This is a genomic window from Streptomyces sp. NPDC002403 (assembly GCF_053593015.1).
The window spans coordinates 100506-111677 of the sequence record NZ_JBSFBQ010000027.1 but is presented as its reverse complement, the minus strand read 5'-3'; the positions used below and the strand labels follow the sequence as shown (position 1 = coordinate 111677).

Genomic DNA, 11172 nt, shown 5'->3' with positions numbered 1-11172 from the left:
ACTGCAGGGGGGACCCTGTGGGAGAGTAGGACGCCGCCGAACTCCTTTTACGGGAAAGCCCCGTGCCCTTGTGGCACGGGGCTTTTCTGCGTTCCGAGCGTCTAGGCTCGAACCATGCGCTACGAACTGGTCATCTTCGACAACGACGGTGTGCTCGTGGACAGCGAGCCGATCTCCAACACCATCCTGGCCGAGTACCTCACGGAGCTCGGTCACCCCACCTCGTACCAGGAGAGTCTTCGCGACTACATGGGGGCCGCCGTGCACCGGGTGCACGATCTCGTCGAGGAACGGACCGGGGAGAAGCTGCCTCCGGACTTCGACGCGACGCTGCACTCGCGGATCTTCGCCGCGTTCCAGCAGGAGCTGGAACCGGTGGCCGGGGTCGAGGACGTACTGGGGAAGCTTGTCGCCGACGGGGTTCCGTACTGTGTCGCGTCCTCCGGCAGCCACGAGCGGATCCGGGTCGGGCATCGCAAGACCGGGCTCGACCAGTGGTTCGAGGAGGAGTGGATCTTCAGCGCGGAGGACGTGGGGCACGGAAAGCCGGCGCCCGATCTGTTCCTGCTCGCCGCCGAGCGGATGGGCGTTGCTCCCGAGCGGTGCGTCGTCATCGAGGACAGCCCGCTCGGAGTGGAGGCGGCCAGGGCCGCGGGGATGGATGTGTACGGGTTTACGTCGATGATGCCGGCGGACCGGCTCGCCGGGGTGACCGGGCACTTCTCCGACATGAGTCAACTCCGGGAATTGCTCGCCTGATCCATCTACCCATGGGTAGGAACTGGCCTTACGCTCGCGGCCATGACAGACGCTCGTTTGCGGCACGGCAGGGCCTCCCTCACGCTGAGTTTCTTCGTACAGGGAGTCACCTTCGCTCTGCTGGTGACGCGGATCCCCGCCATTCAGGACCGGTACGGGATATCCGACGGGCTGTTGCCCGTCTTCCTGGCCGCGGTGCCCATCCTGGCCGGGGTGGGCAGCGTGGTCACCGAGAAGGTGGTCGCGCGGGTGCGGCCCAGGGTCGTGCTGCGGTGGGCCCAGCCCCTGGTGATGCTCGCGCTGCTCGGTGCCGGGGCCGGCAACGCGCTGTGGGAGGCGGCGCTGGCGCTGGGTGTGTTCGGGCTGTCCGTCGGGGCGCTCGATGCCTCCATGAACATGATGGGGGTCAGTCTCCAGCGGGCGTACGGGCGTTCCATCATGCTGGGCTTCCATGCCGCGTACAGCCTGGGCGGGATCGCCGGGGCGTCCATGGCGTGGGCCGGGGCGCACTGGGACCTCTCGCTGCTGGTCTCGTACCTGCCGGCGGTCGTCGTGCTGCTGCCCGCCGCGCTCATCGGGAGCCGGTGGTACGCCGAGGGCTCTTCGGCGGAGGCGGAGCCGGGGGAGACGCAGGGCAAGGGGGCTGCGGCCTCGGTCTCCTTCAAGTTGCTGATGCCGCTCTGTCTGGTGATGAGCTTCGCGTACATCGGGGACTCGACGGTCTCCAACTGGAGCGCCAAGTATCTGCAGGACGTCCTGGGCAGCTCGGAGCAGCTGTCGACCGTTCCGTACAACGTCTACATGGTGACGACGCTGCTGGGGCGGGCCGTCGGGGACTTCGGGGTGCGGCGGTTCGGGGCCGTGGCTGTGGTGCGGTCCGGGAGCGTGCTGGCGGCTGCGGGGTTCGCCGTGGTGGCGGTGGCCGGTGGGGCGTGGACCGGGATGCTCGGGTTCACCATGCTCGGGCTCGGGCTCTGCGTGATCGTGCCGCAGACGTTCGCCGCTGCCGGGCGGATGTTCCCCGGGGCGAGCGATACGGCCATCGCGCGGCTGAACATCTTCAACTACGTGGGATTCCTGGTGGGATCGCCGTTGGTGGGGGCGCTCGGGGATGCCTGGAGCTACCGCGGGGCGATGCTCGTACCGATGGTGCTGGTGCTCGCGACGCTGGTGTACGCCAAGTCGTTCGGCGCGGAGTCCGCCCGATACGGTGGCGGGCATGAGCGGCCGCGCACAGTTGATGTGGGATGACGCAGTAACGGGTTACAACTTCGGGGAAAGTCATCCGATGGACCCCGTCAGGCTCGCCCTGACCATGGGGCTGGTCCGGGCGTTCGGGCTCGACGGCGCGGTGGACGTGGTGGCGGCCAAGCCCGCCGGGGAGTCCACGCTGCGGCTGGTGCACCGCGAGGACTACGTGGCCGCGGTGCGCGCCGCCTCGGCCGATCCGAAGCTGGCCGATCAGCGCTACGGGCTCGGGACGGTGGACGATCCGGCGTTCGCGGGGATGCACGAGGTGTCGGCGCTGATCGCCGGGCAGTCGGTGGCGGCGGCCGAGGCGGTGTGGCGCGGGGACACCTCGCACGCCGTGAACTTCACGGGCGGGCTGCACCACGCCATGCCCGGCGGTGCGGCGGGGTTCTGCGTCTACAACGATCCGGCACTGGCCATCGCGCGGATGCTGGAGCTGGGCGCCGAGCGGGTCGCGTACATCGATGTGGACGTGCACCACGGCGACGGGGTGCAGGCGGCGTTCTGGGAGGACCCGAGGGTTCTGACCGTCTCGCTGCACGAGCACCCGCGCACGCTCTTCCCGCAGACCGGCTGGCCGGAGGAGACCGGCTCCGGGGCGGGTGAGGGCAGTGCGGTGAACGTGGCGCTGCCGGCCGGTACGGGGGACGCGGGGTGGCTGCGGGCGTTCCACGCGGTGGTGCCGGAGCTGCTGGCGGACTTCCGGCCACAGGTGCTGGTGAGCCAGCACGGGGCCGATACGCATTTCGAGGACCCGCTCGCCCACCTCGCGGTGTCGCTGGACGCGCAGCGCGCGGTGATGTCGGCCTGTCACGATCTCGCCCATGAGTACGCGGAGGGCGGGCGCTGGGTGGCGCTCGGCGGGGGCGGATACGCGGTGGTCGATGTGGTGCCGCGGTCCTGGACGCATCTGGTGGGGATCGCCGCGCATGCGCCGGTGGACCCGGAGTCGGTGATTCCGTCGTCGTGGCGGGACGAGGTCTATGCCCGGACCCGGCAGTTGGGGCCGGTCCGGATGACGGACGGCCGTACTCCTTCCTGGAAGTCGTGGGAGGAGGGGTACGACCCCGCGGACCGGCTGGACCAGGCGGTGCTGGCGACGCGGCGGGCGGCGTTCCCCCTGCGGGGGCTGCTGGCCTGATCCGGGCAGGGGCGGTCGTGGCGCGGACGTTTCCGCGCGGTGGCGCGTAATGGTTGCGCCAACTGTGCGGCGTAACCCGGCTTCCGGCCCTCCGTCCGGGTGATTGGGGGAGCATCGGTGGTGTGTTGAGCACCGGAGCGCTGCGTGCGCATCTGCTGGCGGCCCGGCTGGCCGGGCCCGTGGCCACCTCGCGGGAAGCGAGTCTGCGGAGCTATCGGCTCTTTGCCGCCAGGGATCCGCGGGTGACGCTCGGCCTCGTCCCCGGACGGGGCTGGAAGGAGTCCGATCTGCTCCGTCTGATGGCCGACAAGTGCGGGGTCTCGGACGATCCCGCTCATGTCTCGGGGCCCGATGTGATCGATCCGGAGCGGACCCTGGCGGGTCTGGACGCTTTCGCCGAGCGGCTGTCGCACGCCGCGGTCCGGCGGGCGCCGGTGCTGTTCGGGACCGGTCATCCGCACCGGCTGCTCGGTTTCTACGCAGCGCTGGCAGACGCCATGTCGGCGGCCGGGTGCCGCGTACTCACCCCCGCGCAGGGGCGATGTATCGACATAACGACCCGGTTCGGCGTACGCACGTGCAGCCTCGATTACGTACGAGGAGTCGCGATGGTGCGCGAACCCGGCGTGCGGGCTCCGGGTGGTGACACCGGCGCACATACCCATTCCCCGCTGCCGGTCAGGGTGGTGCTGGAGGCTGCCGCGGAGGGGCGCGGGCGGCTGCCGGAACTGGTCGTCGGGGACCACGGGTGGGTCTGCGGGGCAGGTCAGCTGGGCATTGAGGCGATCGGCCTGGCCGATACGGACGATCCCGCGCTGTTCGTCGGGGAGGCCGAGGGGCGGGTGGCGGTCGCCGTGCCGCTCGACGACGCGGTGCCGTCCGCGTACTACCGGCCGCTCACGCGCTATGTACTCAATCGGGCGTTTCTGTCACGGTAGGCGGCCGATCGCCTCACCTCTTCCCCACTCGCATCACCCGCCCCTAACCTGGGGAGTGAGCGCACAACGACGAAGAGTCACCGGAGGGGAAGCCGGTGCGCGTCTCGTGCGGAAGGTACAGGTGGGTCATGGCTGCTGGCAGCGAGAGGCCTCTCAACGAGGTCAAGTTTCTGACCGTGGCGGAAGTCGCCTCGGTCATGAGAGTGTCGAAGATGACCGTGTACCGCTTGGTGCACAGCGGTCATCTGCCGGCGATCCGGGTGGGTAGGTCCTTCCGGGTTCCGGAGCAAGCGGTTCACGAGTATCTCCGCGAGTCCTTTGTGGGGGTGGAGTCCGCCTGAGGTTCACCTCGGATTACGCCCCTCACGCGCTGGCGGGTAGGCTAGGCCGACGTAGGTCGTGTGGGCCCAGACGCCCCGCACCAGTGAAGAAGAAGTGAGCGAGGGTAGTCGTGGGCTCTGTTATCAAGAAGCGGCGCAAGCGGATGGCCAAGAAGAAGCACCGCAAGCTGCTCAAGCGCACGCGCGTTCAGCGTCGCAACAAGAAGTAGGCGAACGCAGTTCGTGAATCCGCAGCCCTCCCGCCGATCCGGCGGGAGGGCTGCGGCGCGTTGTGGGGGCGGTGACCCGCATTCGGGCCAAAGACTCGGGGGAAGGCCGCCGTGCGGTCATCACAGGGCAACATCCACCCGCTACGGTGACGGCCAGGGGAAACCTTTCGACGGAAGGCGCGGATCTTGGGGAAGGTCGTGCTGGTCACGGGAGCGGCCCGGCAGCTGGGCGGCCGCTTCGTGCGGCGCATCCAGCGTGATCCGGGCGTGGACCGGGTGATCGCCGTCGACGCGGTCGTGCCCGGACACGAGTTGGGCGACGCCGAGTTCGTGACGGCGGACATCCGCCAGCCGGCGATCGCCAGAGTCCTCGCCGAGCACTCCGTCGACACCGTGGTGCATCTGGACGTCTCGGCCAAGGCGGTCGGCACGGGCGGCCGGACGACGGTCAAGGAGACCAACGTCATCGGCACCATGCAGCTGCTCGGCGCCTGCCAGAAGGCGCCGAGCGTGCGACGGCTGGTGGTCAAGTCCAGTACGAACGTGTACGGCTCGGCGCCGCGCGACCCGGCGGTCTTCACCGAGACCACCCCGCCCAAGTCCCTGCCCAGCGGCGGCTTCGCCAAGGACGTGGTGGAGGTCGAGGGGTACGTACGGGGCTTCGCGCGCCGCCGCCCGGATGTGGCCGTGTGCGTACTCAGGTTCGCGAACATCCTGGGCCCCCGGGCCGATTCGCCGCTCGCCGACTACCTGTCGCTGCCCGTTCTGCCCACGGTGTTCGGGTACGACCCGAGGCTCCAGTTCGTGCACGAGGACGATGTCGTCGACGTACTGGGTGTCGCGTCGGGCGAGCCGGGGCGCGGGACGCTGAACAGCGGCACGTTCAACATCGCGGGGGACGGGGTGCTGCTGCTCTCGCAGTGCTCGCGGCGGCTGGGGCGGCCGACGGTGCCGCTGCTGCTGCCCGCGGTCACCTGGGTCGGCCAGGCGCTGCGCACCTTCGCCATGACGGACTTCTCGCCGGAGCAGATCCGGCTGCTCACCCACGGCCGGGTGGTCTCCACCGTGCAGATGCGCGAGACGCTCGGCTTCCACCCCCGGTTCAGTACCGCGGAGACGTTCGCGGAGTTCGCACGCAGTCAGGGGCCCGGACTGCTGCCGCCCGAGGCGGTGGGCCGGGTGGTCGACAGACTGGCCGACATGCCGTTCGCCGGGGCGGGCGGCGATGTTCCGGGGACCACCGGGGCCGGCGACACCGAGCCGACCCCCAGCGCCAGGTAGAGGAGCGCACCGACGATGGCGGATGCCAAGGTCATTCCGTTCGACGACGACCGTTCGCGGACGGGTGGTTCAGCGCGTCCCGCACGGCGCCGGTCCGCAGCGGGCGGCGTCCGGGGCCAGGGGCCCGGGCCGGCGGCCGTGAGCGCGCTTCCGGGGCAGCAGGACGCCTCGAAGCCGCAGGAGGAGCCCGAGGGGGCCGGGCGGCCCCCGGGACGGGACGAGCGCGGCGGCTGGGACCGGCGGATCGCCGGCGGGCTCGCGTTCCTGCGGCGGCGGGTCACCGGCGAGTACGACGTCGACGAGTTCGGGTACGACGAGGAGCTGACCGGTCAGGTCCTGATGTCGATGCTCCGGCCGGTGTACGAGAAGTACTTCCGGGTCGAGGTGAAGGGCATCGAGAACATCCCCTCCGAGGGCGGGGCGCTGATCGTGTCCAACCACTCGGGGACGCTGCCGCTCGACGGGCTGATGCTCCAGGTCGCCGTGCACGACAACCATCCGGCGGGCCGTCATCTGCGGCTGCTCGCCGCCGATCTCGTCTTCGTGCTGCCGGTGGTGAACGAGCTGGCCCGCAAGGCCGGGCACACGCTGGCCTGCGCGGAGGACGCCGAGCGGCTGCTGCGGCGGGGCGAGGTCGTGGGGGTGATGCCGGAGGGGTTCAAGGGCATCGGGAAGCCGTTCGGGGAGCGGTACAAGCTCCAGCGCTTCGGGCGGGGCGGCTTCGTGTCCACGGCGTTGCGGGCCGGGGTGCCGATCATTCCGTGCTCGATCGTGGGGGCGGAGGAGATCTACCCGATGATCGGCAACTCGAAGACGCTGGCGCGGCTGCTGGGCTTTCCGTACTTCCCGATCACGCCGACGTTCCCCTGGCTCGGGCCGCTCGGGGCGGTGCCGCTGCCGACGAAGTGGACGATCCAGTTCGGTGAGCCGATCTCCACGGCCGGGTATCCGGTGGAGGCGGCGGAGGATCCGATGCTGATGTTCAATCTGACGGATCAGGTGCGGGAGCAGATCCAGCACACGCTGTACAAGCTGCTGGTGCAGCGGAGGTCGGTGTTCTTCTGAGGCCGAGGGGGATGACGGCACGAGACGGGCGGACGGGCTCGGAGTGCCCGTCCGCCCGTCTCGTGGCGGTGCTAGTCGTTCCCGTCCTCGCCGTTGATCCCCAGGCCCGGGAGCAGGCCGGGGAGGAGCGGCGGGAGGGTGACGTCCGGGGTGGGCGGGGCGCCGGCCCGGCCGTCGGTGGACGGGGCGGCGCCCGGGGGCGGGGTGCCGAGAAGGCCGTCCGTGCCGCCGATCAGGCCCTCGGACGCGGCACTGCCGGATCCTGACGGGTGGGGCGCGGTGCTGTCGCCCGTACGGCCGTGCGGGGCCTCCGGTGACGTGGGCGCCGAGGGTGCCGTGCGGGAGGGCGCCGTGTCCCGGTTCGCGGTGTCCGGCTGCTGTGCGCCGCCGTTGCCGTCCGGGGTGCGGGGGAGCAGCGACTGGAGCGGCTGGACCTCTTGGTCTATGGCGTCGAAGACCGAGCTGACCTGGTCGCCGACGTCGGTCAGCTGCACGGGCAGCCGGTCGCGGAGGCTGCTCCAGGTCTCGCGGTGCGCGCGGGAGAAGGAGTCCAGGGTCTGGATGGGGCCGATGGCGCCGTTCTGCTGGTAGGCGGAGTGGAGCAGGCGGTGGCCCTCGCTGGCGTCGTGCGTCATGCCGTTGAGCGTGCGCCTGATCTCGCCGAGCTGTTCGTGGTCCAGGGCGCCGGAGCGGGCGCGCTCCATCAGCCGGCGGGCCTCGCTGAGCCTGGTCGACGCCTGGTCGAGGTAGACCTCGCCGCGGTCGGCGTCGCCGCTGGCCATGCCGAGGTGGATGTCTTCCATGCCGCGCTTGAGCCCGTACAGCGAATCACCCGGCAGGGCGTCGGAACTGGCAGCGGCCACTCCGCCGAAGGCTCCCGCCGCCACACCGACGGTGAGTCCGCCGGCCGCGAGGCCCTTCGTCCAGCGTGAACGCGGTCGCAATTTCCGGAGCGGGGAGGCCCGGTGGGCTCCCTTGGCACGCTGCTCGGGCACCGTAGGGCCCGCGGACGCGCCGCCCTCGGTGAGCATGGCTTCCATGGCGGCGACGAGCTGGGCTCGCTGCACCACTTTGACCTCGGGATCCAACTCCGGCCGCGGAACCTCACCGAGGCCGTTCGCCAGGGCCAGCAGCGGTCCGTGGTCGGCCTCTTCGGCCGGCTCCTCGGGCTGTGCGGCCGCCGCACCGCGGAGCGACTGCTCCTCCAGGGCCTGGGCGAAGGCGTTCGCCCGCCGGTGTGCCGAAACGTTTGCGATCACTGGCGGCACCTCCTCTCGTCATGACGGTCGACTCCCCTGGGGGTCCGGAAGGTTGCACACCTTGAGCGCTTCCACACGAATGAGTGAGTGTCGGCGGACATGGGGTGACGACAGGGGGCCTGCAACCGGCACAACGAGGGGCTCGGCACTTGGGTTACGCACGAAGGATGATCGGACCAGTGCGTGATGAGCGTGTCGCCGAGAGTGATTCGGCCGGGGATGGGGTCAGCGGGCATCGTCCGGGAGGAGCCGGGCCAGAGTGCGGACGGCGCGGTACTGAAGGGTCTTGATCGCGCCCTCGTTCTTGCCCATGACGCGGGCGGTCTCGGCGACCGAGAGGCCCTGGAGGAAGCGCAGGGTCACGCACTCCTGCTGCTGGGGGTTGAGCCGGCGCACGGCCTGCAGGAGCGCGGCGTTGGAGAGGGACTCCAGGACGGAGTCCTCGGGGCTGCGTTCGACCTCGTTGGCGTCGAGCATTTCGCCGGTGGTCACTTCGAGCCGGAAGCGGCTGGACTTGAAGTGGTCGGCGACCAGGTTGCGGGCGATGGTGACCAGCCAGGCGCCGAAGTCGCGGCCCTGCCAGGTGAAGGTGGAGATGCGGCGCAGGGCGCGCAGGAAGGTCTCGCTCGTGAGATCCTCCGCCGTCGCCTTTCCGCCCACGCGGTAGTAGATGTAGCGGTAGACGGTGTCGCTGTACTGGTCGTAGAGGCGGCCGAAGGCGTCGGCCTCGCCGGCCTGGGCGCGCTCGACGAGATCCATCATGCGCGCGCTGTCGCTGTCGGCGGTCGGCCGGCGGACGGTGGACGTGGTCGTTGCGCCGCGGTTGCTGCGTCTTCCGACCGCCGCACCGCGTTCGGCCATGGCATAGCAGGGGCCGACAGGTGCAGGGGTGGCAAATGCGGGTACGGCGTACGCGGTGGGGACGAAGCCGCGCAAGCGGTCGGCGACCGTTGCGCGCAGCGTAGCCAGGCCCGAGGTGTCAACCCCGACGTGTGGGTACACGGGACTCCCAGAGGCAGAGCTTCCATCACGTTCAGTGCGGAACCGTCACTCGTCGTAGTGAGTGGTGGGTTCCGGAATGCGTCTGAGGAGAATAACGCTTCGTACAGGCAGTGCTACACCCAGTTGCTCAAATCACCGATTACGTCGTTTCTGTAGCGACTAAACGACGCATCTAGTAGCACATCGTGACCGTTTGTTGATCGAATTACTTCGTGATCTGTCTGCCGGAGCGACGGGTTGTGGTCGTGTGCGAGCAACGCGACTGGCGGGAGCAGTCGGTGGGTAAGGGGTTCGGATCGGCCGCGCGGGTCCGGGCGTGGCTCGCCCCGCCCGCGGTGGGGCCGGGCGGGGCGGGGACGCGTCAGCGGCGGCGGCGGTGCAGGGCGACGGCGGCCGCGGTGCCGCCCGCGATGGCGCCCACGCCGGCCGCGGCCGGGATGCCGACCTTGGCCGCCTTGCGGCCCGTCCGGTAGTCCCGCAGTCGCCAGTCGAGCGCGCGGGCGTGCTTGCGGAGCTTGGCGTCGGGGTTGATCGCGTACGGGTGTCCGACCAGGGACAGCATCGGGATGTCGTTGTGCGAATCGCTGTACGCCGCGCAGCGGTCGAGGTCCAGGCCCTCGGCGGCGGCCAGGGCGCGGACCGCCTCGGCCTTCGCGGGACCGTGCAGCGGCTCGCCGACCAGGCGGCCGGTGTAGACGCCGCCGACGGATTCGGCGACCGTGCCGAGCGCGCCGGTCAGACCGAGCCGGCGGGCGATGATCGTGGCGGTCTCGACCGGGGCGGCGGTGACCAGCCAGACCCGCTGTCCGGCGTCGAGGTGGGCCTGGGCGAGGGCCCGGGTGCCGGGCCAGATGCGGTCGGCCATGTACTCGTCGTAGATCTCCTCGCCGATGGACATCAGCTCGGAGACCCGGTGGCCCTTGACGATGGACAGGGCGCTGTCGCGGGCGTCCTGCATGTGTTCCGGGTCCTCGACGCCGGCCAGCCTGAACCAGGCCTGCTGCCAGGCGAACCGGGTCAGCTCGCGGCGCTGGAAGAACTTGCGCTTGTACAGGCCGCGGCCGAAGTGGAAGATTGCCGCGCCCTGCATGACGGTGTTGTCCAGGTCGAAGAAGGCGGCGGCCCGGTCGTCGCCGACGACGGGGAAGGGTGCTTCCTCGGCCTCGGCGGCGTCCTGCCCGGTGCCGGGGGACCGGTCGTCGGGGAGGGTGGATTTCCGCGCTGCCTCAGCTGCTGCCTCGCCGGCCAGCACGCTCCGTGCTGTCGCGGGGCGCCTACGGGGTGTGAGCCATCCAAGAGCGGCCATGCCGTGAGCATAGCCAGTCGGTCAGTCCCTTCCCGACCTGCCGGGATGCCGCGGCGTGAACTCTCGGCGGCCGATTTGTCGGACGGGTGATTCCGGGCGTTCCGGATGGCGGACGGAACGGCTTCGCCCCCGGCGCAGAATGAAGGCATGAGTGCCCTGTTGCGACGTACGAAGAAGAAGCCCGCGGAACGCGTGGTGACCCTGGTGGGGAAGCCCGGGTGTCACCTCTGTGACGACGCCAGACAGGTGGTGCGGGAGGTGTGCGAGGAGACCGGTGCGTCCTGGGAGGAGAAGGACATCACCCGGGACGAGGAGCTGTACCGGGAGTACTGGGAGCAGATCCCGGTGGTGCTGGTCGACGACGAGCAGCACACGTTCTGGCGGGTGGATCCGGAGAGGCTGCGCAGGGCACTGCGTTCCTGAGCGAAAGCCGGTTACCATCGTGGGCGTTTTGAGTGCTCTCGGGGGAGTGGTTGTGAGGAGTGTGTGCCGCTTTGCCCCCTTCGGGCCTGCAACGGGCTGATGCGATCCTTGGTTCCGGGATCGCACGACGAATGTGCGTGACCCCGGTCACTTTGACCGGACAAAACGGACACTATCTTTGTGCACGCGTTCACAAA

General features: G+C 70.1%; 12 protein-coding genes. 9 read left to right on the top strand and 3 right to left on the bottom strand.

What is annotated here, in order from left to right:
- Positions 1–114 precede the first annotated feature (114 nt).
- The 8 genes from ACWCPY_RS26650 (at position 115) to ACWCPY_RS26615 (ending at position 6985) form a co-directional block, all read left to right on the top strand.
- Entirely contained in the window at positions 115–759 is a 645-nt protein-coding gene (locus tag ACWCPY_RS26650; protein ID WP_451269002.1) for an HAD family hydrolase, read from the top strand.
- 42 nt (positions 760–801) lie between these two features.
- Entirely contained in the window at positions 802–2010 is a 1209-nt protein-coding gene (locus tag ACWCPY_RS26645; RefSeq protein WP_451269000.1) for an MFS transporter, read from the top strand.
- Positions 1979–3151 (top strand): acetoin utilization protein AcuC, encoded by a 1173-nt coding sequence (locus ACWCPY_RS26640; RefSeq protein ID WP_451268998.1) that lies wholly within the window; start codon positions 1979–1981, stop codon positions 3149–3151. The genes ACWCPY_RS26645 and ACWCPY_RS26640 overlap by 32 nt, the downstream gene beginning before the upstream one ends.
- Positions 3152–3273: 122 nt before the next feature.
- Complete coding sequence (locus ACWCPY_RS26635; protein ID WP_451268996.1) at positions 3274–4089, top strand: phosphatase; 816 nt, start codon at positions 3274–3276, stop codon at positions 4087–4089.
- 128 nt (positions 4090–4217) lie between these two features.
- A complete protein-coding gene (locus tag ACWCPY_RS26630) occupies positions 4218–4430 on the top strand; it encodes a helix-turn-helix domain-containing protein (protein ID WP_014046653.1) in 213 nt (70 codons plus the stop codon).
- A gap of 110 nt (positions 4431–4540) precedes the next feature.
- Positions 4541–4639, top strand: a complete 99-nt coding sequence (locus ACWCPY_RS26625) for a 30S ribosomal protein bS22 (protein WP_003948845.1) — start codon at positions 4541–4543, stop codon at positions 4637–4639.
- 186 nt (positions 4640–4825) lie between these two features.
- Positions 4826–5920, top strand: coding sequence for an NAD-dependent epimerase/dehydratase family protein (locus ACWCPY_RS26620; RefSeq protein WP_451268994.1), 1095 nt, complete (start codon positions 4826–4828; stop codon positions 5918–5920).
- A 15-nt stretch (positions 5921–5935) separates the two neighbouring features.
- Positions 5936–6985, top strand: coding sequence for a lysophospholipid acyltransferase family protein (locus ACWCPY_RS26615; RefSeq protein WP_451268992.1), 1050 nt, complete (start codon positions 5936–5938; stop codon positions 6983–6985).
- Positions 6986–7056: 71 nt separating this feature from the next.
- Here ACWCPY_RS26615 and ACWCPY_RS26610 read toward each other — a convergent pair whose 3' ends face one another.
- The 3 genes from ACWCPY_RS26610 to ACWCPY_RS26600 form a co-directional block, all read right to left on the bottom strand.
- Positions 7057–8244: a DUF5667 domain-containing protein gene (locus ACWCPY_RS26610; protein WP_451268990.1), complete on the bottom strand. Its 1188-nt coding sequence runs from the start codon at positions 8242–8244 to the stop codon at positions 7057–7059.
- A 225-nt stretch (positions 8245–8469) separates the two neighbouring features.
- A complete protein-coding gene (locus ACWCPY_RS26605) occupies positions 8470–9246 on the bottom strand; it encodes an ECF subfamily RNA polymerase sigma factor, BldN family (RefSeq protein ID WP_389974894.1) in 777 nt (258 codons plus the stop codon).
- Positions 9247–9607: 361 nt separating this feature from the next.
- Positions 9608–10552 carry an HAD family hydrolase gene (locus ACWCPY_RS26600; protein WP_451268987.1) on the bottom strand — a complete coding sequence of 315 codons (945 nt, stop codon included), beginning with the start codon at positions 10550–10552 and terminating at the stop codon, positions 9608–9610.
- A gap of 147 nt (positions 10553–10699) precedes the next feature.
- Between ACWCPY_RS26600 and ACWCPY_RS26595 the strand changes: the two genes are divergently transcribed.
- Entirely contained in the window at positions 10700–10975 is a 276-nt protein-coding gene (locus ACWCPY_RS26595) for a glutaredoxin family protein (RefSeq protein ID WP_451268985.1), read from the top strand.
- The last annotated feature ends 197 nt before the right edge of the window (positions 10976–11172 follow it).

Bases quoted from the DNA above. Each gene is read 5' to 3' on its own strand.
- ACWCPY_RS26630 (WP_014046653.1), top strand. From the start codon at position 4,218: ATGGCTGCTGGCAGCGAGAGGCCTCTCAACGAGGTCAAGTTTCTGACC.
- ACWCPY_RS26615 (WP_451268992.1), top strand. From the start codon at position 5,936: ATGGCGGATGCCAAGGTCATTCCGTTCGACGACGACCGTTCGCGGACG.
- ACWCPY_RS26600 (WP_451268987.1), bottom strand. From the start codon at position 10,552: ATGGCCGCTCTTGGATGGCTCACACCCCGTAGGCGCCCCGCGACAGCA.
- ACWCPY_RS26645 (WP_451269000.1), top strand. From the start codon at position 802: ATGACAGACGCTCGTTTGCGGCACGGCAGGGCCTCCCTCACGCTGAGT.
- ACWCPY_RS26595 (WP_451268985.1), top strand. From the start codon at position 10,700: ATGAGTGCCCTGTTGCGACGTACGAAGAAGAAGCCCGCGGAACGCGTG.
- ACWCPY_RS26650 (WP_451269002.1), top strand. From the start codon at position 115: ATGCGCTACGAACTGGTCATCTTCGACAACGACGGTGTGCTCGTGGAC.
- ACWCPY_RS26640 (WP_451268998.1), top strand. From the start codon at position 1,979: ATGAGCGGCCGCGCACAGTTGATGTGGGATGACGCAGTAACGGGTTAC.